The organism is Pseudomonas sp. PS02288, assembly GCF_029959715.1.
GTDB lineage: Bacteria > Pseudomonadota > Gammaproteobacteria > Pseudomonadales > Pseudomonadaceae > Pseudomonas_O > Pseudomonas_O kuykendallii.
In genome coordinates this window covers 1-22,120 of record NZ_JASCPA010000009.1, presented here as the reverse complement: position 1 = coordinate 22,120, position 22,120 = coordinate 1, and the positions used below count along the sequence as shown (strand labels likewise).

22 protein-coding genes are annotated in these 22,120 nt (G+C 67.6%); 17 read left to right on the top strand and 5 right to left on the bottom strand.

Annotated elements, in window-relative coordinates; translation table 11 throughout:
- Positions 1–98: 98 nt before the first annotated feature.
- From QMX85_RS05900 to QMX85_RS05880, 5 genes are all read left to right on the top strand, one after another.
- On the top strand, positions 99–920 hold the full coding sequence (locus QMX85_RS05900; RefSeq protein ID WP_090223705.1) for a transporter substrate-binding domain-containing protein: 822 nt from the start codon (positions 99–101) through the stop codon (positions 918–920).
- A 73-nt stretch (positions 921–993) separates the two neighbouring features.
- A complete protein-coding gene (locus QMX85_RS05895) occupies positions 994–1,662 on the top strand; it encodes an amino acid ABC transporter permease (RefSeq protein ID WP_282339231.1) in 669 nt (222 codons plus the stop codon).
- The gene (locus QMX85_RS05890; protein ID WP_282339230.1) at positions 1,662–2,348 is read left to right on the top strand and encodes an amino acid ABC transporter permease; all 687 of its coding nucleotides are present in this window, start codon (positions 1,662–1,664) and stop codon (positions 2,346–2,348) included. Before QMX85_RS05895 ends, QMX85_RS05890 begins: the two co-directional genes overlap by 1 nt.
- Positions 2,320–3,057 carry an amino acid ABC transporter ATP-binding protein gene (locus QMX85_RS05885; protein ID WP_090223711.1) on the top strand — a complete coding sequence of 246 codons (738 nt, stop codon included), beginning with the start codon at positions 2,320–2,322 and terminating at the stop codon, positions 3,055–3,057. The genes QMX85_RS05890 and QMX85_RS05885 overlap by 29 nt, the downstream gene beginning before the upstream one ends.
- 22 nt (positions 3,058–3,079) lie before the next feature.
- Positions 3,080–4,321, top strand: a complete 1,242-nt coding sequence (locus QMX85_RS05880) for an ArgE/DapE family deacylase (protein WP_282339229.1) — start codon at positions 3,080–3,082, stop codon at positions 4,319–4,321.
- A 68-nt stretch (positions 4,322–4,389) separates the two neighbouring features.
- Here QMX85_RS05880 and QMX85_RS05875 read toward each other — a convergent pair whose 3' ends face one another.
- Positions 4,390–5,040 carry a GntR family transcriptional regulator gene (locus QMX85_RS05875; RefSeq protein ID WP_282339228.1) on the bottom strand — a complete coding sequence of 217 codons (651 nt, stop codon included), beginning with the start codon at positions 5,038–5,040 and terminating at the stop codon, positions 4,390–4,392.
- 232 nt (positions 5,041–5,272) lie between these two features.
- Between QMX85_RS05875 and QMX85_RS05870 the strand changes: the two genes are divergently transcribed.
- On the top strand, positions 5,273–6,460 hold the full coding sequence (locus QMX85_RS05870; RefSeq protein WP_282339227.1) for a GGDEF domain-containing protein: 1,188 nt from the start codon (positions 5,273–5,275) through the stop codon (positions 6,458–6,460).
- Between the two features lie 22 nt (positions 6,461–6,482).
- Here the strand turns inward: QMX85_RS05870 and QMX85_RS05865 are convergent, their stop codons facing one another.
- Entirely contained in the window at positions 6,483–8,396 is a 1,914-nt protein-coding gene (locus QMX85_RS05865) for a sigma 54-interacting transcriptional regulator (RefSeq protein ID WP_282339226.1), read from the bottom strand.
- 222 nt (positions 8,397–8,618) lie between these two features.
- Here QMX85_RS05865 and QMX85_RS05860 point away from each other — a divergent pair, with 222 nt between their 5' ends.
- From QMX85_RS05860 to mapR, 10 genes are all read left to right on the top strand, one after another.
- A complete protein-coding gene (locus QMX85_RS05860) occupies positions 8,619–9,101 on the top strand; it encodes an MSMEG_0572/Sll0783 family nitrogen starvation response protein (protein WP_090223720.1) in 483 nt (160 codons plus the stop codon).
- Positions 9,102–9,320: 219 nt separating this feature from the next.
- Positions 9,321–10,298 carry a Nit6803 family nitrilase gene (locus QMX85_RS05855; protein ID WP_282339225.1) on the top strand — a complete coding sequence of 326 codons (978 nt, stop codon included), beginning with the start codon at positions 9,321–9,323 and terminating at the stop codon, positions 10,296–10,298.
- Position 10,299: 1 nt separating this feature from the next.
- A complete protein-coding gene (locus tag QMX85_RS05850) occupies positions 10,300–11,376 on the top strand; it encodes an MSMEG_0568 family radical SAM protein (RefSeq protein WP_348775226.1) in 1,077 nt (358 codons plus the stop codon).
- Between the two features lie 11 nt (positions 11,377–11,387).
- On the top strand, positions 11,388–11,942 hold the full coding sequence (locus tag QMX85_RS05845) for an MSMEG_0567/Sll0786 family nitrogen starvation N-acetyltransferase (RefSeq protein ID WP_282339223.1): 555 nt from the start codon (positions 11,388–11,390) through the stop codon (positions 11,940–11,942).
- On the top strand, positions 11,935–12,963 hold the full coding sequence (locus QMX85_RS05840; protein WP_282339222.1) for a sll0787 family AIR synthase-like protein: 1,029 nt from the start codon (positions 11,935–11,937) through the stop codon (positions 12,961–12,963). Before QMX85_RS05845 ends, QMX85_RS05840 begins: the two co-directional genes overlap by 8 nt.
- A gap of 1 nt (position 12,964) precedes the next feature.
- Positions 12,965–13,288 carry an MSMEG_0570 family nitrogen starvation response protein gene (locus QMX85_RS05835; RefSeq protein WP_282339221.1) on the top strand — a complete coding sequence of 108 codons (324 nt, stop codon included), beginning with the start codon at positions 12,965–12,967 and terminating at the stop codon, positions 13,286–13,288.
- Positions 13,289–13,591: 303 nt separating this feature from the next.
- On the top strand, positions 13,592–14,860 hold the full coding sequence (locus tag QMX85_RS05830) for an MSMEG_0569 family flavin-dependent oxidoreductase (RefSeq protein ID WP_282339220.1): 1,269 nt from the start codon (positions 13,592–13,594) through the stop codon (positions 14,858–14,860).
- A 24-nt stretch (positions 14,861–14,884) separates the two neighbouring features.
- The gene (locus QMX85_RS05825) at positions 14,885–15,355 is read left to right on the top strand and encodes a nuclear transport factor 2 family protein (RefSeq protein WP_282339219.1); all 471 of its coding nucleotides are present in this window, start codon (positions 14,885–14,887) and stop codon (positions 15,353–15,355) included.
- A gap of 213 nt (positions 15,356–15,568) precedes the next feature.
- Positions 15,569–16,981: a cytochrome c oxidase accessory protein CcoG gene (ccoG, locus tag QMX85_RS05820; protein WP_282339218.1), complete on the top strand. Its 1,413-nt coding sequence runs from the start codon at positions 15,569–15,571 to the stop codon at positions 16,979–16,981.
- Positions 16,982–17,084: 103 nt separating this feature from the next.
- Complete coding sequence (gene mapR, locus QMX85_RS05815; protein WP_090225150.1) at positions 17,085–18,506, top strand: GntR family transcriptional regulator MpaR; 1,422 nt, start codon at positions 17,085–17,087, stop codon at positions 18,504–18,506.
- Between the two features lie 158 nt (positions 18,507–18,664).
- Here mapR and QMX85_RS05810 read toward each other — a convergent pair whose 3' ends face one another.
- From QMX85_RS05810 to QMX85_RS05800, 3 genes are all read right to left on the bottom strand, one after another.
- Entirely contained in the window at positions 18,665–19,267 is a 603-nt protein-coding gene (locus tag QMX85_RS05810) for a LysE family translocator (RefSeq protein WP_282339217.1), read from the bottom strand.
- Between the two features lie 44 nt (positions 19,268–19,311).
- Positions 19,312–20,148 carry an AraC family transcriptional regulator gene (locus tag QMX85_RS05805; protein WP_282339216.1) on the bottom strand — a complete coding sequence of 279 codons (837 nt, stop codon included), beginning with the start codon at positions 20,146–20,148 and terminating at the stop codon, positions 19,312–19,314.
- A gap of 130 nt (positions 20,149–20,278) precedes the next feature.
- Positions 20,279–21,175: a LysR family transcriptional regulator gene (locus QMX85_RS05800; protein WP_282339215.1), complete on the bottom strand. Its 897-nt coding sequence runs from the start codon at positions 21,173–21,175 to the stop codon at positions 20,279–20,281.
- Positions 21,176–21,305: 130 nt separating this feature from the next.
- Here QMX85_RS05800 and QMX85_RS05795 point away from each other — a divergent pair, with 130 nt between their 5' ends.
- On the top strand, positions 21,306–22,049 hold the full coding sequence (locus QMX85_RS05795; protein WP_282339214.1) for an SDR family oxidoreductase: 744 nt from the start codon (positions 21,306–21,308) through the stop codon (positions 22,047–22,049).
- Positions 22,050–22,120: the final 71 nt, after the last annotated feature.

Sequence of the window (22,120 nt, the reverse complement as noted above, 5' to 3'; positions counted from 1 at the left end):
TATATGTTCCGTATACGCAAAATACGCGAACGATAGATTCCAGCGAACGAAGCGCCTCTTCCGCCCTGGCCCAGCCGATCCCTCCAAGGAGTTAGCACATGAAGCGACCCCAAGCCCTTAGCCATTTATTGACTGCAGGGCTCATCGCCTGCGCAGTGTTCGGCTCGATGAACGCCAGCGCCCGCTCGCTCGACGAGATCATGCAATCGAAGACGCTCATCGTCGGGGTCAACCCGAACCTGCCGCCGCTGGGCGTGTACGACGAGAAGAACGAGATCTCCGGCTTCGATGTCTCGGTCGCACGCAAGATCGCCGACTCGATGGGGGTGAAACTGGAGCTGGTGCCGATCGGCTCGAACGACCGCGTGCCCTTCATCCTCTCGGACAAGATCGACGCGGTGATGGGCGGCATGACGCGCAACGCCGACCGCCTCAAGGTGGTCGACTTCACCGACCCGGTGAACACCGAAGTGCTGGGCATCCTCACCACCGAGGAAAAACCCTACAAGAGCTGGGAAGAGCTCAACGATCCGGCGGTGCGCCTGGTGCAGGTGCGCGGCACCACGCCGGTCAAGCTGATCCAGGAGAAGATTCCCAAGGCCCAGCTGCTGATCCTCGACAACTACCCGGATGCCGTGCGCGCCATCGCCCAGGGCCGTGCCGACGCGCTGATCGACGTGCTCGACTTCATGCTCAGCTACACCAAGAACTACTCGACCAAATGGCGCGTGGTGGATGCACCGATCGAGGTCGACTACGACTGCATCGGCGTGCAGAAAGGCAACACCGAACTCACCGCGCGGCTGAACAGCGAGATCGCTACGCTGCACAAGTCCGGCTTCATCGCCGAAAGCTGGAAGAAGTGGTTCGGCAGCGCGATGCTGCATGATCCGACCGCCGCGCCCGCTGCCGCCCAGTAGCGCTTCCTGAAACAGACGACGACGCCCGCCATCCGCAGCGGGCGTCGTCTCATCCGTCGAGTAAACCCTTGCGATGACCCTGAATTTCCAACCCCTGCTCGAGCAGTGGCCCTATCTGCTCGGCGGCGCCTGGATCAGCCTGCAGATCGCCGTGCTGGCGTTCGCCTTCGGCATGCTCATCGGCCTGCTCTGCGCGGCCGTGCTGCGCTATGGCCCGCGCTTCGCCCGCAGGATCGTCAGCGCCTACGTGATCTTCGCCACCAACACCCCGCAACTGGTGCAGATCTACTTCCTGTTCTTCGCCCTGCCGGAGATCGGCGTGACGCTCTCGCCGTTCACCGCGGTGCTGATCGGCGCGACCTTCAACGCCGGCGCCTACCTCTGCGAGATACAGCGCGCCGGCTTCGACTCGGTTCGCCAGATGGAGATCGAGGCCGCCGAGGTGCTGGGCTTCTCGACACCGCAGATCATCCGCCACGTGATCCTCCCGCACGTGCTGAAGGTGATGTTCCCGCCCCTGTCCAACCAGTTCATCGTGATGACCCTGGGCACCTCGATGGCCTCGATCTTCGGGGTCGAGGAACTCACCGGGCGCACCTACAACCTGAGCTCGCAGACCTACCTGTCGGTGGAGGCATTCTCCATCGCCGCGGTGCTCTACATCGCCATCACGCTGATCGCCACGCTGGTCCTGGCGAGCGCCGGGCGCTACCTGTTCCGCGCCAAGATAAAGGCCTTCTGATGTCCGACTTCCACCTGGCCGAGCTGTTTTCCTATTACAACGTCGTGCTGCTGCTCAAGGGGCTGGCGGCGACCTTCCTGCTCTCGGTGATCGGCTGCTTCGCCGGTTTCGTCGCCGGCTTCGTCATCGCCATCCTGCGCATGACCCAGTCGCTGGCCCTCGCGCCGCTGCGCGCGGCGGCGTTCACCTACTGCTTCCTGTTCCGGCGGATTCCGTTCCTGGTCACGCTGATGCTGGTGTTCTTCGCCAGCCAGTCGTCGAAACTGGAGCTGTCGACCTTCTCCGTGGCACTGGTCAGCGTCTGCCTGATCGCCGCCGCCTACCTGGGCGAGATCATCCGCAGCGGCCTGGAGTCGGTGCACAAGAACCAGTGGGAAGCCGCGCAGACGCTCAACTTCAGCTACCTGGAAAGCCTGCGCCACGTGATCGTCCCGCAGGCTTGGCCGATCATCGTGCCGCCGACCTTCAGCTTCTTCGTGATGTTCATCAAGGACACCGCGCTGGCCTCGCAGATCGGCGTGATGGAGCTGACCTCGGCGAGCAAGGTGCTCACCAACAAGGGCTTTTCGGCCGCGCTGGTCTACGGGACGGTTCTGGTCCTGTATTTCCTGATCTCTTACCCGCTGTCGCGCTTAGGTAAGCGCCTGGAGAACTCTCTTGCCGCAACTCGAAATCGTCGACCTTAAGGCTTCCTACGGGTCGCAGAAGGTACTCGAACATATCAACCTGTCCGTCGAGAAAGGCGAGATCGTCAGCCTGATTGGGCCCTCCGGCTCGGGCAAGAGCACCCTGCTGCGGGTTCTCATGGGCCTGCTGCCGCCCGAACAGGGCACGGTGCGCCTCGACGGCAAGTCGGTGAACTACGCCAACAAGGCCGAGGTGCGCGAACTGCGCTCGTCCATCGCCATCGTCTTCCAGCAGTACAACCTGTTCCAGAACATGACCGTGCTGGAAAACGTGATGATCACCCCGACCCGCATCAAGGGCTGGCCGAAGGCGCAGGTGGAAGCCGACGCCATCCGCCTGCTGACCCGCGTCGGCCTGGCGCATCGCCTCAAGGCCTACCCGGACGAACTCTCCGGCGGCCAGCAGCAGCGCGTCGCCATCGCCCGCGCGCTGGCGCTGAAACCCGAGGTGCTGCTGCTCGACGAGGTCACCGCCGCGCTCGATCCGGAGCTGGTCACCGAGGTGCTCGACACCATTCGCGAACTCGCCTCCGAAGGCATCACGATGTTCATCGTCTCCCACGAAATGAGCTTCGTCCGCGAGGTCTCGTCCAAGGTGGTGTTCATGGCCGACGGCCTGGTCGTGGAAAGCGGCTCGCCGCAGCAGATATTCGACAACCCGCAGGAGCCGCGTGCGCGCGACTTCGTCGGCAAGATCCTTCGCCACTGATCCCTCTTTCAGGTAGCCCCGCGTGAATCAGAGTCCCCTCGTCACCCAATTGCGCCACAGCGTCGACCAGCACTTCCAGGCCGAGGTCGAGTTCCTCGCCGACCTGGTGAGACGCCCCTCCGACAACCCCGCCGGCGACTGCGCCGAGCATGCCGAACTCACCGCCCAAGCCCTCGAGGCGCTGGGCTTCGACGTCGAGCGGCATGCGGTTCCGCAGGCCGAGGTGCACGCCGCCGGCATGCTCAGCGTGACCAACCTGGTGATCCGCCAGCGCTTCGGCGACGGCCCGGTGATCGCCCTCAACGCCCACGGCGACGTGGTCCCGCCCGGCGATGGCTGGAGCTGCGACCCGTATGGCGCGCAGATCCGCGACGGCATGATGTACGGGCGCGGCGCCGCGGTATCGAAGTCGGACTTCGCCACTTACGCCTTCGCCCTGAAGGCGCTGATCGAATCCGGCGCCCCGCTGGCCGGCAGCGTCGAGCTGCACCTGACCTACGACGAGGAAGCCGGCGGCCTGGTCGGCCCGGCGTGGCTGCTGCAGCAGGGCATCGTCAAACCCGATTTCGCCATCTGCGCCGGCTTCACTCACTCGATCACCACTGCGCACAACGGCGCGGTGCACCTGGAAGTGACCGTGCGCGGCAAGTCCGCCCATGCCGCCCGCCCGGACACCGGCCACGATGCCCTGGAGGCGACGAACAAGGTGCTCACGGCGCTCTACGCCTACCGCGACACGCTGAGCCAGACCCGCTCGCAAACCCGCGGTATCGAGCACCCGACGCTGGTGGTCGGCCTGATCGAGGGCGGGATCAACACCAACGTGGTGCCCGACCGGGTCACCCTGCGCCTGGACCGCCGGGTGATTCCTGAGGAAACCCCGCAAGCCGTGCTCGCCGAGGTGAAGGCGCTGATCGCTGGCAGCGTGGCCGGGCTGCCGGGCATCAGCGTCGAGATGAAGGAAATCCTGGTGACCACGCCGCTTTACCAGATCGACGGTGCCGGGCGCCTCGCCGAAGCCCTGCAGCAGGCCTCCGAGCTGACTCTCGGCCACTCGATTCCCACCGAAGGCGTGCCGCTCTACACCGATGCGCGGCTGTACTGCGAGGCGGGCATTCCCACGGTGATCTACGGCGCCGGCCCGCGCACGCTGCTGGAAGCCAACGGCCACCGGGCGGACGAGCGGGTGTCGCTGGAAGACCTGCGCATCGCCACCCAGACGCTCGCCATCGCCCTCAGCGAGCTGCTCAAGCCGGCAAGCTGAGTGGCCCTGGCGGGCGATACGAAGAAAGCTGGACGACGGCGGGCCGAGGCCCGCCAGCGGAGCGGTTACTAAGCGCCTTCGCTGATGCGGTCGAGGACGAACAGCCGCAGGTTCTGCAGGTGGGTGCGCACGGCGGCGCGGGCGGCATCGGCGTCGCCGGAGAGGTAGGCCTCGAGGATCGCCAGGTGCTCGGCGCGGTCCTCTTCGATGCGGTTGAAAGGGCTGACCAGCTCGAACAGCCGGCTATGGGTGCGCACCTGCTCGATCAGCCTGGCCAGCACCGGGTTGCCCGACGCCTGCGCGTACATGGTGTGGACCTGGTCGTCGATCTGCCAGTGCGCCGGCTCCTGCTGGCCCTTGCCGAGGGACTTGAGCTTCTTGATCAGCTGTTCGATCAGGCGTTTGTCGATCTTGCCGATGGACAGGCCGATGGCCTCGGTCTCCAGCAGCTCGCGCACCTTCATGGTCTGGAAATATTCCTGCGCGCTGACGAAGCGCACCGAATAGGACCGCGCCCCGGCGCGCACCAGCAGGCCTTCCCCTTCCAGCCGCAGCAGCGCTTCGCGCAGCGGCGTGCGCGAGATGTTCAACTCTTCGATGAGGCGGCCTTCGACTACCGGCCCGCCGCTGCGCAGGGCCTTTTCCAGGATCATCCGGCGCAACGTCTGATAGGCCAGCTCACCGAGTTTTTCCGGGGCGTTCGTGGGTACTGAGGTCACGGCATTTCCGCTCTGGGATTTGTCCCAAAGTATATGTTATGTATGCGCTCGGAGGAACGCCGGACGCGGCCCTGCAACACGTCTGAAATCCACCCGCCCTATGCTTCAGAGGGGTTGCAGGCGACAGTGCAGGCCGCGCCCTCGCGCCGGTGCGGCATCTGGACGCTGAGCACGGCCCGACCGTACAATCCTTCGCTGCACCTAACGGGCAGGAACAGGCGTCAATTCCCCCATGAACGGACTCGAACTCCCGAAGAGCGTACCCGGCAGCCGGCCAACGCAGGCGATTCCGGCCGAGTTGCGTTCTGCCTTCGACGACTACGTCCGCCAGCACTGCCGTTCGTTCCTCATCGCGATCAACCTGATCGCCGCCGCGGCCTATCTGTCCTACGCCGCCGTCGACGCCGTCATCATCCCGGACGTCGCCCTGCTCTCACTGCTGATGCGCGTGGTTCTCGTCGCCATCGGCCTGTGCAACATCTACCTGCTTTTCCGCTTCGGCCAGAGCATCCTGCTGATGGACCTGCTGCTGCCGCTGCACACGCTGATCTGCACCGCCGCCTGGTTCGAACTGCTCAAGCACAGCCAGTCGCCGGACATCCCGACGTTCATCTATGCCTCGATCGCCTTCATCGTGCTGTGCAACATGGGCGCGCGGGTATCCTTCGGCGGCGCGCTGGCCTGTTCGCTGGCGATCAGTGCGGTGATCCTGGCCAGCGTCGTGCAGTTGAGCCCCGACGACTCCCGTGCGGCGCTGGTGTTCCTCCTGGTCTATCTGCCGGTGCTCTGCCTGAGTCTGTTCATCAGCTGGACCAGCACGCGCAACGTGCGCCAGGCGTTTCTCGCCGATGTCGAGGTGCGTCGCCAGCAGGCGGAACTGTCCACCCTCAACCAGTGCCTGGAACAACTCGCCGCCACCGACGCCCTCACCTGCGTCGGCAACCGCCGCGCCTTCGACCAGCGCCTGGCGGAAAGCTGGACGATGCAGCAGGCGCACGGCCGGGGCTTCGCCCTGTTGCTGGTCGACATCGACTACTTCAAGGCTTTCAACGACCATTTCGGCCACCAGGCCGGCGATCAGTGCCTGCAGGAAGTCGCGCGCAGCATGGTCGAGACCCTGCGCCACGGGCAGGCGCAGACCTTCCGCTACGGCGGCGAGGAGTTCGCCATCCTGTTGCAGGTGAGCGACGCCGAGGAACTGCGCAGCATCGCCGAACGGCTGGTCGATCAGGTCGCCGAGCTGGACATCCCCCACCCACATCGCCCCGACGCCCAGGAGCGCCTGACCATCAGCGTCGGCGTGGCGCTGTCGCACGACGAGGGCGTGCAGAGCCCCGAGGATCTGGTAGCCCGCTGCGACCGCCTGCTCTACCTCGCCAAGCAGCTGGGCCGCAACCAGGTGTGCCTGGCCCAGGCCTGAGCCCTCGGCAGCGCGCCGGCCTTCAACCCAGATCCAGCCGTTTCAGTCGCGAGGCCAGCGTGGTCGGCTTGAGACCGAGCAGCTCGGCGGCGCCATTCTTGCCGAACAGCCGCCCGCCCGCCGCCTGCAGCGCCGCCTTCAGGTTGTCGCGCTCGAGCTGGCGCAGCTGGGCGTCGGTGAGAATGCCGGCCGGTACCGCCGGGCTTTCCGGCTCGGCCGCCACCACCGCGCGCGCCGCCGCGCCGGTCGGCAGGTCGATGCGCAGGTCGAGGCCTTCGCTGGTGATCAGCGCCCGCTCGATGACGTTCTGCAATTCGCGGATGTTGCCCGGCCAGGCGTAGGCCTGGAGCCGTTCGATGTCGGACTTGCGCAGGCGCCGGCCGGGCATGTTCAGGCGCTGGCCGACCTGCTTGAGGAAGTGCGCGGCCAGTTGCGGAATGTCCATGGGCCGCTCGCGCAACGCCGGCGAATGAATCGGGAACACGTTGAGGCGGAAGTACAGGTCCTCGCGAAAGCGCTTGGCCTCGGCTTCGGCGCGCAGGTCACGGTTGGTGGCGGCGACGATGCGCACGTCCACGCGCCGCGTGCGCTCCTCGCCGACCCGCTCGAACTGCCCTTCCTGCAACACGCGCAGCAGCTTGCTCTGCAGCTCCAGCGGAATCTCGCCGATCTCGTCGAGGAACAGCGTGCCGCCGTCGGCCAGCTCGAAACGCCCGACGCGGTCGCGCAGCGCGCCGGTGAAGGCACCGCGCACGTGGCCGAAGAACTCGCTCTCGAACAGCTCGGCCGGAATCGCCGCGCAGTTCACCCGGATCAGCGGGTTCTGCGCGCGGCGGCTGGCCTGGTGGATGGCCCGCGCGATCAGCTCCTTGCCGGTGCCGGACTCGCCGTGGATCAGCACGCTGGCGTCGGTAGGCGCGACCACGTCGATCTGCTTGACGATCTTCAGGATCGGCTCGCTCTGGCCGACGATCTCCCGGTAGTTGTGCTCGATGTGAATCTCTTCCTGGAGGTAGGCGTTCTGCTGTTCCAGGCGCTGCTTGAGCTCCTGCAACTCGGTCAGCGCGGTGTGCAGCTGCGCCTCGGTGCTGCGCCGCTCGGTGATGTCGCGGAACACCACCACCGACCCGACGATGCGTCCGTCGGCGATCACCGGGGTGCTGGTGAATTCCACCGGGAACATGCTGCCGTCGCGGCGCCAGAAGACTTCCTGGCGGCCCTCGTGGATCAGCCCGTCGTGCACCGCCTTGTAGATCGGGCAGTCCTCCACCGGGTAGTGGCTGCCGTCGGCGTGGCTGTGGTGATGGATGCGGTGGATGTTCTTGCCGATCATCTCGCTCGGCTCCCAGCCGAGCATGCGCGCCGCCGCCGGGTTGACGAAGGTGGCCAGGCCCTCGCTGTCGATGCTGTAGATGCCGTCGCCCACCGCACTGAGCAGCAACTGGTTGTCGCGCTCGGTTTCCTGGAACAGGTTGAGGATGTTGCGCCACTCGATCAGCCCGCCGCGCATGGTCCGCTCGGTCTGCGCCTGGTCGAGGAAATAGCGCTGCGCGCTGCGTTCGCGCAGCACCAAGATCAGGTACTGGGTGCCCTTGAGCCTGAGGCAGGTGGCGGACACCTCCACTTCGATGCGTTCGCCACTCTTGCAGGCGCAGCTCAGCTCGTCGCTCCAGCCCTTGCCTTCCTCGATCACCGCCTGGGTGAAGACGATCAGGTCGGCGAGCTGATGGCCGAACAGCCTGGTCACGGTCAGTTCGAGCATTTCCTGGCGCGGATAGCCGAACAGCTTGCAGGCGGCGATGTTGAGGTCGACGAAGCGGTTGGCCACCGGATCGAACTGGACGATGGCTTCCGGACAATGCTCGAAGACCATGTGCCGCGAGGCGTAGGCCATGTCGGCCCAGCCGGAGAGGTAATCGGGTTCCGCTGCGTTCATCGCTACGAGTCCTCGTGGTCGATGCCTACGAATTCTCGTAGTTATACGAGATTGCGTACCGCGAGGACAGCATCAGAAAGGCCTCAGAAAACCGTATCAGATTGGCAAGTTATTGATAAATAAACATTAGTTTTTATTTCAAAAAAGCTGGCACGCGCTTCGCTCTGTTCCGTTGCAGCCGCAGTCATCACTGTCGAGCCACCCATAACGGAGAAACGGACCATGCCAAGCGTAGACATTGCCCAGTATCAGGACGGCGACTTCCTGGTGAATTACGAAGAAAAGGTCTTCGAGGACGTCAAGGCCGAACCGGGCGAGAAGGCCCTGCTTACCTTTCACACCATCGCCTTCGAAGGCTCCATTGGCCTGGTCAACATGCTCCAGGCCAAGCGCCTGCTGCGCAAAGGCTTCGAGACCAAGGTGCTGCTCTACGGACCGGGCGTGCAGCTCGGCGTGCAGCGCGGTTTCCCGACCCTCGGCGCCGAAGCCTTCCCCGGCCATCTCGCGGTGAACAACCAGATCAAGGCGTTCATGGCCGAGGGCGGCGAGGTCTACGCCTGCCGCTTCGCCCTGCAGGCGCTCTACGGGCAGACCGAGAAAGCGCTGATCGAGGGCATCCGCCCGATCAACCCGCTGGACGTGATGGACCTGCGCCTGCTGATGCGCCGCGAGGGCGCGCTGATCATCGACACCTGGACGGCGTAATCACTATCTGCCCTCTCCCGTTCACGGGAGAGGGGCCGGGGGAGAGGGCCAGGGCCGCGCCGGAGTCACAGGCAAAAGCCCCTCTCCCTAACCCTCTCCACCAGGCATGCCCCCATGAATGGGAGAGGGGATGTTCAGACACACCTGCGTTCGCCCCACCCCCAAGAATGGGAGAGCGGACTGTCCAGTGTTCGAGCCACTTCATTAGGAGTTCCGCCCATGCCCACCCTCCGCGCCGCCGCCGTGCAGCTTTCGCCGGTGCTCTACAGCCGCGAAGGCACCGTCGACAAGGTCTGCCGGCAGATCGAGGCCCTCGGCCGGGAAGGCGTGCAGTTCGCCGTGTTCCCGGAAACGGTGGTGCCCTACTACCCCTATTTCTCCTTCGTCCAGCCGCCCTTCGCGATGGGCAAGCAGCACCTGAAACTGCTCGACGAGTCGGTGCAGGTGCCTTCCGCCGCGACGCTCGCCATTGGCGAGGCCTGCCGCGCGGCCAACATGGTGGTGTCGATCGGCGTCAACGAGCGCGACGGCGGCACGATCTACAACGCACAGCTGCTGTTCGACGCCGACGGCACGCTGATCCAGCACCGCCGCAAGATCACCCCGACCTACCACGAGCGCATGGTCTGGGGACAGGGCGACGGCTCGGGCCTACGCGCGGTGGACAGCGCCGCCGGTCGCATCGGCTCGCTGGCCTGCTGGGAGCACTACAACCCGCTGGCGCGCTATGCGCTGATGGCCGACGGCGAACAGATCCACGCGGCGATGTTTCCCGGTTGCCTGGTCGGCGAGATCTTCGCCGAGCAGATCGAGGTGACCATCCGCCACCACGCGCTGGAATCCGGCTGCTTCGTGGTCAACGCCACCGCCTGGCTGGAGCCGGAACAGCAGCAACGGATCATGGCCGACACCGGCTGCGAACTGGCGCCGATCTCCGGCGGCTGCTTCACCGCCATCGTCTCTCCGGAAGGCCGCCTGCTCGGCGAACCGCTGCGCAGCGGCGAGGGCGTGGTGATCGCCGACCTCGACCTGGCGCTGATCGACAAGCGCAAGCGGATGATGGATTCGGTCGGCCACTACAGCCGCCCGGAACTGCTCAGCCTGCTGATCGACCGCACCCCCGCCGCGCACCTGCACGAACGCCCGGCGGCGCTGCCGGCCCGCGCGCTCGAGGAGTTCGACCATGCCAGCCTCTGACCTGATCGCCAGCGACCTCCTCAGCGAACTGCAATGCCACGGCGTGCGCTGGCTCGACGGCAACGCCGGGCTGTCGCGCAAGGGTGGCGCCGGGCCTTCCGACCACAAGGCACTGAGCCTCGGCAACCACACCGCGATGGTGCCGATGCTCAACCAGGCGTCGCTGGATTCGCCCTACTCGGCGCGGCCCAGTGGCGAACTGGCGCTGATCTTCCGCGACGGCCTGCAGGTCGGCGAAGTGAAGATCCCCGGCGTGCCGAACTTCTATTCGCGCAGCACCGCCGACGGCATCCCCTACTGGAAGATCGCCACCTTGCACAGCCGCGACGTGCTCGCCACCACGGTGCTGCAGCACTGCATCCGGATGAACGAGGCGGCCAGCGCCTGCCAGTTCTGCGCCATCGGCCAGTCGCTGGCGAACGGCAAGACCATCGCCCGCAAGCGCCCGGCGCAGCTCGCCGAGGTGGCGAAGGCGGCGGTCGAGCTGGACGGCGTCAAGCAGATGGTGATGACCACCGGCACGCCGCAGACGCCCGATCGCGGCGCGGCGATCCTTTGCGAGTCGGCGGCCGCGGTCAGCGCCGCGGTGGACCTGCCGATCCAGGCGCAGTGCGAGCCGCCGGACGACGACGCCTGGTTCGCCCGCCTCAAGGACAGCGGCGTGGTGTCCCTCGGCATGCACCTGGAGGCGGTCACCGACGCGGTGCGCACGCGGATCATGCCGGGCAAGGCCGAGGTGCCGTTGACCCGCTATTTCTCGGCCTTCGAGGCGGCGCTCAAGGTGTTCGGCCACGGCCAGGTGAGCACCTACATCCTCGCCGGGCTGGGCGACTCCGAAGACGAGATCGCCGCCATTTCCGAGCGCCTCGCCGCGCTCGGCGTGTACCCCTTCGTGGTGCCCTTCGTGCCCATCGACGGCACGCCGCTGGCGCAGCACCCGAAACCGGACAACGCCATGCTCCAGCGGCTCTACCCGCGGATCGGCGCCAGCCTGCGCCGCCACGGACTGCACTCCGAGAAGATCAACGCCGGCTGCGCCAAGTGCGGCGCCTGCTCGGCCCTGAAGAAACACGAGTGAGGAGCACGCCGATGAACGCCTTCGCCCTTGTCGACGACCAGTTCGCCCCGTTCCGCGCCGACGACCTGCTGGTCAAGCCGGCCAGCGAGGCCTGGGAACGCCGCGCCTACTTCGCCCTGCGTCGCGCGGTGTTTTCTGAAGAGCAGCAACTGCTCGCCCAGGACCGCGACGCCCACGATTTCCAGGCCATCGCCATCGTCGCCCTGGCGAACAACTGCGCGGTGGCCGACCGGGTGATCGGCGCGGTGCGCATCTACCAGCCCGAACCCGGTCTCTGGTACGGCGGCCGGCTGTGCGTCGAGCGCGCCTACCGCCGCCACGGCCTGATCGGCACGGCACTGGTCAACGAGGCGGTGTCGCGTGCCCTCGAACTGGGCTGCACGCGCTTCCTCGCCACCGTGCAACAGGCCAACGAGGCGTACTTCTACGGCCTGCACTGGCAGACGCTGGAACACCTGGAACTGCTCGGCCAGCCGCACGCGCTGATGCAGGCGGACCTCGGCCGCTACCCGTTCATGCCGCGCCAGGTGTCGCTGCTGCCGCTGAAGGCGCGCCGCCATGACTAACGCCCTGCGCCTGCCGCTGAGCACGCCGCTCGAAGCGCTGCTCGACACCCTGCGCGACACCCCCGCGATGCGCGCCAAGCTGGCCATCCAGCGCCAGGCCCGGCAGCTGGACGCCCTGCTCGCCACGAGCCGCGACGCGCTCTACGCCCTGCCCGGCGACGACACCGCCGCGATCCGCGTCGGCGACCGTTACCAGTTGCTCGCCATCGAGGGCATGCTGCCGGCCTTCGTCGAGGCGGCGCCCTGGTTCGCCGGCTGGTCGGCGGTGATGGCCAACGTCAGCGACATCACCGCCATGGGCGGGCGCGCCTGCGCGGTGGTCAACGCCTACTGGCATCACGACGCCGAGGCCGCCGGCCAGGTGCTCGCCGGCATCCGCGCCGCCTGCGAGGCCTACGGGCTGATCCTCGCTGGCGGCCACACCAGCCAGGCCGCCGGCAACCCGGCGGCGCTGGCGGTGGCGATCACCGGCATCGCCAAGAAGCTGCTCTCGACCCTGCACGTCGCGCCCGGCCAGGTGCTGGCCATGGCGGTCGACCTCGACGGCCGCTGGCACGCCGACGCGCCCTACTGGAAAGCCTTCGAGAACGTTCCCGGCGAACGCCTGCGCGAACAGCTGGAAGTCATCCCGCGGCTGGCCGAGGCCGGCCTGCTGCTGGCCGCCAAGGACATCAGCAACGCCGGCCTGCTGGGCACCCTGCTGATGCTGCTGGAACCCACCGGCTGCGGTGCCGAGCTGGACCTCGACGCCCTGCCGCGCCCTGCCGACGGCGACCTGCCGCGCTGGCTGCAGGCGTTCCCCAGCTACGGCTACCTGCTCAGCCTCGATGAAGCCGCCTTCCCGGAAGTCCAGGCCGCCTTCGCCTTCCACGGCCTGACCTGCGCGCGCATCGGCCGGATCGACGCCAGCGCGCGCCTGGTCGTGCGCCAGGACACCGAGCGCAGCGAATTCTGGAACCTCGCAGAGACGCCCTTCACCGGCCTGCGCTACCCCACCCACACCCCCGCCCAGGAGCACTGACATGCCCGCCGTCAACTTTCGCGTGCGCTGGCCCGATGGCCAGGAAAGCCCCGGTTACTCACCGTCCACGGTGATCTACGAACACCTGCACAGCGGCGTGCCCTACGCCCTGGAGGATTTCCTGCAACGCCTGGAAACCGCGCTGAACGCGGCGTCCGAGCGGGTCAGGGAGGTGAAGGGTTTCTACTGCAGCTCGGCGATGGACACCCTCGCCTCGCTCAAGTACCAGGCCGACCGTCATGGCGAAGGCGCCGTGCAGGTGCTGGAGATGAGCACCGACAGCGAAGGCCGCGTGCTCGGCGGCTGGGGCTCGTTCCCCACCTAACGTTGCCCGCCCCACGCTCGGGGCGAACAGGACCCTAGGGTGGATCGAGGCACCTAGCCGACGCTCTTTCATCCACCGCCGCGTCGATCGGTGGATCGATGAAGCGCGATCCACCCTACGTCCTTGCCCGAGCGTTCGAAGCGAACACAACCGCAGGATGGATCGGGGCGCGTAGCCGACGCCTTTTTCATCCACCGTTGCACCGCCCGGTGGATCGATGAAGCGCGATCCACCCTACAGAAGCCATTCCGGGCGAATGCCTCAGCGGCACTCCCATCGACCAACCCTTTTTCGGAGAACCCCATGAAAAGCGCCCCTCAACCCCAGCACCACAGCGTCATCATCGTCGGCGGCGGCCAGGCCGGTCTTTCCGCCAGCTACTACCTGCAGCAGCAGGGCATCGATCACCTGCTGCTGGAGAAGAAAAGCCTGACCCACGCCTGGCGCACGCAGCGCTGGGACGCCTTCTGCCTGGTCACGCCGAACTGGCAGTGCGCGCTGCCCGGCTACCCGTACCAGGGCGACGACCCGCACGGTTTCATGAAGCGCGAGGAAATCATCGCCTACCTCGACGGCTTCATCGCCTCGGTGAACGCACCGGTGCGCGAGGGCGTCGCGGTGCAGAAGGTCAGCCCGCGGCCGCAGGGCGGCTACAGCGTGCAGACCTCGGCCGGCGAGTTCAGCGCCGACGAGGTGATCATCGCCTCGGGTGGCTACCACACGCCGATCATTCCGCGCCTGGCCGAGCGCCTGCCGCCGAGCATCACCCAGATCCACTCCGAGCAGTATCGCAACCCGGCGCAATTGCCGGCCGGCAAGGTGCTGGTGGTCGGCTCCGGGCAGTCCGGCGCGCAGATCGCCGAGGACCTGCACCTGGCCGGCCGCGAGGTGTTCCTGGCGGTCGGCGACGCGCCGCGCTGCGCCCGCTTCCACCGTGGCCGCGACGTGGTCGACTGGCTGGCGGAGATGGGCTACTACGACATCGGCGTCGACCGCCATCCGTTGCGCGAGGGCGTGCGCGACAACACCAACCACTACGTCACCGGCCGCGACGGCGGGCGCGACATCGACCTGCGCCGCTTCGCCCTCGAAGGCATGCAGCTGTTCGGCGTGCTGCGCGAGCTGGACGGCGACACCCTGCGTTTCTCCACCGACCTCGCGGCCAAGCTGGACGCGGCGGACGCGGTGTACAACCGGATCAATGCCAGCATCGACCAGTACATCGCCGAGAACGCCATCGACGCGCCGCCCGGCGAGGTCTACCAGCCGCTCTGGCAACCGCCCGCGGAGCGCGAGACGCTGAACCTGACGGAAGCCGGCATCAGCTGCATCGTCTGGTGCATCGGCTTCGCCCCGGACTTCGCCTACGTCGACGTCGGCGTGTTCAACGGTCGCGGCCATCCGGTCCATACGCGCGGCGTCAGCGCCCAGCCGGGGCTGTATTTCCTCGGCCTGCCGTGGCTCTACACCTGGGGCTCGGGACGCTTCTCCGGGGTCGCCCGGGATGCCGAGTACCTGGTGGAGCGCATCGCCGAACGGATCGCGCCGCGTAGCCGCGTGGTCAATGCCTAGCCCCCGCCCGCCCTGGAGCCGACCATGTCCACACAACGCCCGCCGCTGCCGCCGTTCACCCGCGAGAGCGCCATCGAAAAGGTCCGCCTCGCCGAAGACGGCTGGAACAGCCGCGATCCCGAACGCGTCTCGCTGGCCTACAGCCTCGATACCCAGTGGCGCAACCGCGCCGAGTTCGTCCATGACCGCGCCGGGGCGAAAGCCTTCCTCGAGCGCAAATGGGCGAAGGAACTGGACTACCGGCTGATCAAGGAGCTGTGGGCCTTCGACGGCAACCGCATCGCCGTGCGCTACGCCTACGAATGGCACGACGATTCCGGCAACTGGTTCCGCTCCTATGGCAACGAGAACTGGGAGTTCGACGGCGACGGGCTGATGACGCGGCGTTTCGCCTGCATCAACGACCTGCCGATCCGCGAGGAACAGCGCCTGTATCGCTGGCCGCTGGGGCGCCGGCCGGACGAGCATCCCGGCCTGTCCGACCTGGGGCTCTGAGCGCGGGCGCGGCCGCCCACTCCGGCAGCGCGTGTCGTTCGCGGTGATACTGTCGCTCTGGCCCTGCGGACCCTGCGGCCTTTCGCCACGGGGCCTGCAGCCAGGGCGCCGGATCATCTGATCTGGTTTTTTTAGATTTAGCTGAGTCTGTTACCGGCACAGTTCGCCGCCGATCATGGTCGGGCCTGATAAAAAGCCTGATGGGGCGACACCATGACCGACCGTATTCCCGCCCGGATCATCGACAGCATCGATCCGAGCCAGCCAATCCGCCTCACCCCCGCGCAAGCCGGCGGGCCGATCCACACCCGCAGTTTCACCGGACTGTTCCGCAACCTGCGCCGCTATGGCGCCGGGGCGCTGTTCCTGCTGTTCTTCGGCACCGCCTGGCTCGACTGGGGCGGCCGCCAGGCCGTGCTCTGGGACCTCTCCGGGCGCAAGTTCTACATCTTCGGCGCGACCTTCTGGCCACAGGACCTGGTGCTACTCTCGGCGATCCTGATCATCGCCGCCTTCGGCCTGTTCGCCATCACCGTGTTCGCCGGCCGCGTGTGGTGCGGCTACACCTGCCCGCAAAGCGTCTGGACCTGGGTGTTCATGTGGGCGGAGAAGGTCACCGAGGGCGACCGCGGCCAGCGTCTCAAGCTGGACGCCGCGCCCTGGTCGGCGACCAAGCTGCTGCGGCGTGGCGCCAAACACGCGCTCTGGCTGGCCATCAGCCTGGCCACCGCACTGGCGTTCGTCGGCTACTTCACGCCGATCCGCGACCTGGTGCGCGAGCTGTTCACCTTGCAACTGGACCTGACCACCGCCTTCTGGGTCGCCTGCTTCAGCGCCGCCACCTACCTCAACGCCGGCTGGCTGCGCGAGCAGGTGTGCCTGCACATGTGCCCCTACTCGCGCTTCCAGAGCGTGATGTTCGACGCCGACACCCTGGTGGTGACCTACGACGCCGCCCGTGGCGAGAATCGCGGTCCGCGGCGCAAGGACGTCGACCCGCGCAGCGCCGGGCTGGGCGACTGCATCGACTGCACCATCTGCGTCCAGGTCTGCCCCACCGGCATCGACATCCGTGACGGCCTGCAGCTCGACTGCCTGAGCTGTGGCGCCTGCATCGACGCCTGCGACTCGGTGATGGACAAGATGGGCTATGCCCGCGGCCTGGTGCGCTACAGCTCGGAACGCGCGATGGCGGGCGGCAAGACCCGCCTGCTGCGGCCGCGCCTGATCGGCTACGCGGCGCTGCTGGTGGCGATGATCGGCGCCTTCGTCTGGGCCCTGCAGGTTCGCCCGCTGGTGTCGCTGGACGTCACCAAGGACCGCGGCCTGTACCGCGAGAACAGCCTCGGCCAGATCGAGAACATCTACACCCTGAAGCTGATCAACAAGACCCAGCAGGCGCGCCACTACGTCATCGAACTGGCCGAGGAAGGCGACTTCCACTACAGCGGCCAGCGCGAGGTGCTCCTGCAACCGGGGGAGATCGCCGATCTGCCGGTGAGCGTGGCGCTGACCGCGGACACCGCGAACAGCTCGCAGCCACTGACCTTCGCCGTGCAGGACCTCGACGAACCGACGACCCGGATCAGCGCCGCCAGCACCTTCGTCGCGCCGATCAACCGCTGATCGGTGGCGACAGCCGCGAGGCCGCCGCTCCGACATCCCCGAAGCACCGACAGGTTGAAGTACAGTGTCCAGCACCAGCCCAGCCGCGATGACCCTGTCCACGATGAAGCGCTACGAGAAGTTCGCCGACGAAATCGCCGAATCGATCCGCAACGGCGTGCTCGCCCCCGGCGAGCGCGTCCCCTCGGTGCGACACGCCAGCCGCACCTACGGGGTCAGCCCGTCCACGGTGTTCCAGGCCTACTACCTGCTGGAGGACCGCGGGCTGATTCAGGCGCGGGCGCGTTCCGGCTACTTCGTCCGCGAGCACGCCAAGCACCCGCTGCACGAGCCGGAATCGCCGGTGGAGCGTGGCCCGCGCCAGGCGCAGACCACCGAGGTGGACGTCAGCGAACTGGTGTTCTCGGTGCTCGGCTCGCTGAAGAATCCGGCCACCGTGCCCTTCGGCTCGGCCTTCCCCAGCCCCTACCTGTTTCCCCTCGCGCGGCTGGCCCGCTCGATGGCGCAGAGCGTGCGCGACATGCCGCCGCAAGCGGTGATCGCCGACATGACCGCCGGCAATCCCGACCTGCGCCGGCAGATCGCCCTGCGCTACATGGTCGCCGGCGTGCGTTTGCCGATGGACGAGCTGGTAATCACCAACGGCGCGATGGAGGCGCTCAACCTCTGCCTGCAGAGCGTGACCCGCCCCGGCGACCTGGTGGCCATCGAGGCGCCGGCGTTCTACGCCACCCTGCAGGTGCTCGAGCGGCTGAAGCTCAAGGCGGTGGAGATTCCCGTGCACCCGCGCGAGGGCATCGACCTGGAGAGCCTCGCCGACAGCCTGCAACGCCTGCCGATCAAGGCCTGCTGGTTCATGAGCAGCCTGCAGAACCCGCTCGGCGCGAGCATGAGCGAGGACAAGAAGCGTGCCCTCTACGAACTGCTCCACGGCCATCAGGTGCCGCTGATCGAGGACGACGTCTACGCCGAGCTTTACTACGGCACGCAGCCGCCGAAACCGGTGAAGAGCTTCGACCGCGACGGACTGGTGATGCACTGCGGCTCGTTCTCCAAGAGCCTGGCGCCGGGTTACCGGGTCGGCTGGGTGGCCGGTGGGCGCTACGCCGAGCAGATCAGCCGGCTCAAGCTGATGACCACCATCTCGCCCTCGGTGCCGGCCCAGGCGGCGATCGCCGATTACCTGCAGCACGGTGGCTACGACCGCCACCTGCGCAAGCTGCGCCATGCGCTGGAGATGCAGCAGGGCGCGATGCTCGCCTCCGCCGCCCGGCATTTCCCGGCCAGCACGCGGGTCACGCGGCCCACCGGCGGCTACTTCCTGTGGTTCGAATTTCCCGAGCGGGTCGACTCGCTTCAGCTGTTCCAGCTGGCGCTCGCACAGGGCATCAGCCTGGCGCCGGGGCCGATTTTTTCCGCCACCCGCCGCTTCGGCAACTGCGCACGGCTCAACCACGGCCACCCGTGGGACGCCGGCAGCGAGCGGGCGATGGAAACCCTCGGGCTGATTCTCGCGACCTTCTGAGTGGTGCCAAGGCTTCGGCTTCACCGAGGGGAAGGTGCGCATGGCGCTCCCTACGGAAGCAGGCCCCGCGAGACCACTGACCGTAGGGTGCGCCGCGCGCACCGAGTCATAACGCCAAGGCCTCGGCTTTAGCGAGGGGTAGGTGCGCATGGCGCACCCTATAGGAGCAGGCCCAGCCAGGCGGAAACCAGCAGCAACAGCCCCATCGCCTGGTTGAAGCGGCGCAGCGCGGTGGGTGAGCGCAGCAGCCGCGCGCTGCCGACGCCCAGGCAGGCCCAGGCGGCCAGGCAGGGCAGCGAGACGACGAAAAAGATCGCCGCCAGTTGCAGCGTGCGCAGGCCCTGGTCCGGGCCGTGGCCGGCGAACACGCCGAGCACCGCCAGGGCCATCATCCAGGTCTTCGGGTTGACCAGTTGCAGGCTCGCCGCGGCGAGCAGGCCGAAGCGCCCCGGCATGGCGCCCGGCGCGCCCAGGTCCGGGGGCGGGCTGCGGAAGATCTTCCAGGCCAGGTAGCTGAGCCAGGCGATGCCCGCCGCGTTCATCGCCAGCTGCACCTGCGGCAGGCGCGCCAGCAGGTCGCCGAACCCGCTGCCCACCAGCAGCACGATGGCCGCCGCGGCGGCGCAGGCGCCGAACACCGCCGGCAGGCTGGCGAGCAGGCCGTGGCGCGCGCCGTTGTTCAACACCAGCAGGTTGGTCGGGCCGGGCGTGATCGAGGCGACCAGGGCGAACAGCACGAAGGGCAGGAAGGACGCGGACATGGGCAGCTCCTGAAGAAAGGCAGCCAAGCATGTCGCGGGCGGATTCAGCGGTCTGGACGATTTGTGCAGCGCGTGCGGTAGTCCGCCGGCGTCAGCCCGTAGGCACGGCGGAACCAGCGCCCGAGGTGGCTCTGGTCGGCGAAGCCCAGCGTCGCGGCGACCAGCGCCGGGCTCTCGCCACGCGCCAGCAGGCGGCGCGCGCGGGTCAGGCGCAGCTGGATCAGGTAGGCGTGCGGCGGCAGGCCATAGGCGGCCTTGAAGGCGCGGGTCAGGCGATAGCGATCGACCCCGGCGATCTGCGCCAGCTGGTCCATGCCCAGGTCCTGCTCCAGGTGCGCGTGCAGATAATCGCGCGCCCGCTGCGCCGCGCGCGGCAGGCGTGGGTCGCAGGCCGGCATCCGCGTGCGCCAGGTGAGATGGCGGGTCAGGCGCTCCAGCAGCAGGTCCAGCGCCGCCTGGCGGGCGATGCGGATGTCCCGCCCGTGGAGCATGGCGAAGGCGCTGGCGGTGGCGCCGGCCAGCTGCGGGTCCTCGGCGAGAACCTGGGCGAAACTCAGCTGGGCATGTTCCGGCGCCTGCTCGAACAGCCCGCACAACTCGCGTTCCAGCCAGTGCGGGTCGAGGTAGAGCATGCGGTAGGTGAACCCTTCCGCGGTCGGCGCATGGCCGTCATGGATGTCGCCGGGTTCGAGCAGGAACACCTGTCCCGGCGTGCTCGAACGCCGCGCGCCACGGCAATGGAACTGCTGCACGCCCTGCTCGGTGAAACCGACCAGATAGCTGTCGTGCCAGTGCGGATCGTAGGCATGGCCTTCGAAATGCGCCCGGATGGTCTCGATGCCGGTGTCACCGTCCTGCAGCAGTTCCACCCAGTTGTTCATACCTGCCTCCCGCGTCGCCGCTCATTATCGGCAGCGACGCGGTGCCAGGCTATCGCCGCGCGAACCGATGGTCTGGAAGATTTGTGCAGCCTGATCGGCGCCGCAACGGCACCCGCCGGTGGATCGCACCTCAGCCCGGCACCTGCTCGCGGAACACGCCCGTCAGCCAGTCGACGAACACCCGCACACGCGGCGACATGTGGCGGTTCTGCGGGTAGAGCAGCGAAACCGGCATCGGTGGCGGGGGGAACTGCGGCAGCACCTCGCACATCAGGCCCTGTTCGAGCTGCGCGGCGAAGCGGTAGCGCGGCGCCTGTACCAGGCCCAGGCCGGCGAGCGCCGACGCAGCGTAGATCTGCACGCCGAACACGGTCAACGCGCCCTGGATCTCGACCTCGCGCACCTCTCCGCCGACGCTGAACTCGAAGGGGAAGAAGCGTCCGCTGCACTTCGACACGTAGTTCACCGCGCGATGTTCGGCGAGGTCCTCCAGGCGCTGGGGCGTGCCGTACCGACTCAGGTAGGCCGGGCTGGCGGCGGTGATCTGCGCAAGAGTGGCCACCCGCCGGCCGATCAGTGAGGAGTCGCCCAGGGTGCCGGAACGCAGCACGCAGTCGACGCCCTCCTCGATCAGGTCGACGAAGCGGTCGGCCTCGCTCAGCGACAGCTCGATCTCCGGGTAGCGGGCGAGAAACTCGGGCAGCGCCGGCACCACGAAATGCCGCGCCAGGGTGCCGCTCAGATCGACGCGCAAGCGCCCCTTGGGCGCCACGCTACGAAAGGCGTGCTCGGCCTCCTCCAGCTGTGCGAGCAGGTGCACGCAGCGTTCGTGATAGGCCTCGCCATCCAGCGTCGGCCGGACCCGCCGCGTGCTGCGCTCCAGCAGCCGGGTACCAAGGCGCGCTTCCAGCTGGTTGATCACGTGAGTCAGCGTGGCGCGGGGCATCTGCAGGTCTTCGGCGGCCAGCGTGAAGCTGTTGCGCTCGAAGACCCTCACGAAGACCTTCATGGCCCTGACCTGATCCATGGAGCGGCCCCCCGATTGTTGGCGATTTCTGAATGGTAACGCCAATTCCCGCGTATTTATCCCCGGCAGTGAGCATGTGAACCTGTGGTCGTACACAAAACAGCACCCTCTATTCCCCAGGAGATTGCCCATGAACCGCCAGCCCCCATCACCCGTAGCCATCGTAACCGGTGCCTCCCGCGGCATCGGCGCCGAGATCGCCCGGCGCCTTGCCGCCGACGGCTTCGCGGTTGCCGTGAACTACGCCAGCAGCGCCAGCGAGGCGGACCTCGTGGTGGCGCAGATCGTCGCCGATGGCGGCCGCGCCGTCGCGGTCAAGGCCGACGTCGCCAGCGCCGAGGACGTGCGCCGGCTGTTCGAGGAAACCGAGGCAAGCCTCGGTCGCGTGGACGTGCTGGTGAACAACGCCGGCGTTCTCAAGACCGCGCCGCTGGCCGAACACGACGATGCGTTGTTCGAGCGGACCTTCGCGATCAACACGCGCGGCACCTTCAACACCCTGCGCGAGGCCGCGGCGCGGATGAACGACGGCGGCCGCATCGTCAACTTCTCGAGTACCGCGCTGGCCCTGAAACTGCCGGGCTACGCCATCTACAACGCCAGCAAGGCCGCGGTGGAAGCCTTAACCGCGGTGTTCGCCAAAGAACTGCGCGGGCGCAACATCCGCGTCAACGCGGTCGCTCCGGGGCCGGTCGCCACCGAGCTGTTCCTCGACGGCAAGAGCGAGGAACAGGTCCGGCAGTTCGCCCGGATGCCGCCGCTGGAACGCCTCGGCGAGCCGGACGACATCGCCGCCGTGGTGGCCTTCCTCGCCGGCCCGCAGTCGGGCTGGATCAACGGGCAGGTCCTGCGCGCCAACGGCGGCCTGGCCTGAGTCGCGGGGCCGGGTGGGGGGCGCCGCCCCCCCCCCGGGGGGGGGGCGCCCCCCCGCGCGCAGGCGCCCGG

Bases quoted from the DNA above. Each gene is read 5' to 3' on its own strand.
- QMX85_RS05900 (WP_090223705.1), top strand. From the start codon at position 99: ATGAAGCGACCCCAAGCCCTTAGCCATTTATTGACTGCAGGGCTCATC.
- QMX85_RS05895 (WP_282339231.1), top strand. From the start codon at position 994: ATGACCCTGAATTTCCAACCCCTGCTCGAGCAGTGGCCCTATCTGCTC.
- QMX85_RS05890 (WP_282339230.1), top strand. From the start codon at position 1,662: ATGTCCGACTTCCACCTGGCCGAGCTGTTTTCCTATTACAACGTCGTG.
- QMX85_RS05870 (WP_282339227.1), top strand. From the start codon at position 5,273: ATGAACGGACTCGAACTCCCGAAGAGCGTACCCGGCAGCCGGCCAACG.
- QMX85_RS05865 (WP_282339226.1), bottom strand. From the start codon at position 8,396: ATGAACGCAGCGGAACCCGATTACCTCTCCGGCTGGGCCGACATGGCC.
- QMX85_RS05860 (WP_090223720.1), top strand. From the start codon at position 8,619: ATGCCAAGCGTAGACATTGCCCAGTATCAGGACGGCGACTTCCTGGTG.
- QMX85_RS05855 (WP_282339225.1), top strand. From the start codon at position 9,321: ATGCCCACCCTCCGCGCCGCCGCCGTGCAGCTTTCGCCGGTGCTCTAC.
- QMX85_RS05845 (WP_282339223.1), top strand. From the start codon at position 11,388: ATGAACGCCTTCGCCCTTGTCGACGACCAGTTCGCCCCGTTCCGCGCC.
- QMX85_RS05840 (WP_282339222.1), top strand. From the start codon at position 11,935: ATGACTAACGCCCTGCGCCTGCCGCTGAGCACGCCGCTCGAAGCGCTG.
- QMX85_RS05835 (WP_282339221.1), top strand. From the start codon at position 12,965: ATGCCCGCCGTCAACTTTCGCGTGCGCTGGCCCGATGGCCAGGAAAGC.
- QMX85_RS05830 (WP_282339220.1), top strand. From the start codon at position 13,592: ATGAAAAGCGCCCCTCAACCCCAGCACCACAGCGTCATCATCGTCGGC.
- QMX85_RS05825 (WP_282339219.1), top strand. From the start codon at position 14,885: ATGTCCACACAACGCCCGCCGCTGCCGCCGTTCACCCGCGAGAGCGCC.
- ccoG (WP_282339218.1), top strand. From the start codon at position 15,569: ATGACCGACCGTATTCCCGCCCGGATCATCGACAGCATCGATCCGAGC.
- mapR (WP_090225150.1), top strand. From the start codon at position 17,085: ATGAAGCGCTACGAGAAGTTCGCCGACGAAATCGCCGAATCGATCCGC.
- QMX85_RS05810 (WP_282339217.1), bottom strand. From the start codon at position 19,267: ATGTCCGCGTCCTTCCTGCCCTTCGTGCTGTTCGCCCTGGTCGCCTCG.
- QMX85_RS05805 (WP_282339216.1), bottom strand. From the start codon at position 20,148: ATGAACAACTGGGTGGAACTGCTGCAGGACGGTGACACCGGCATCGAG.
- QMX85_RS05800 (WP_282339215.1), bottom strand. From the start codon at position 21,175: ATGGATCAGGTCAGGGCCATGAAGGTCTTCGTGAGGGTCTTCGAGCGC.
- QMX85_RS05795 (WP_282339214.1), top strand. From the start codon at position 21,306: ATGAACCGCCAGCCCCCATCACCCGTAGCCATCGTAACCGGTGCCTCC.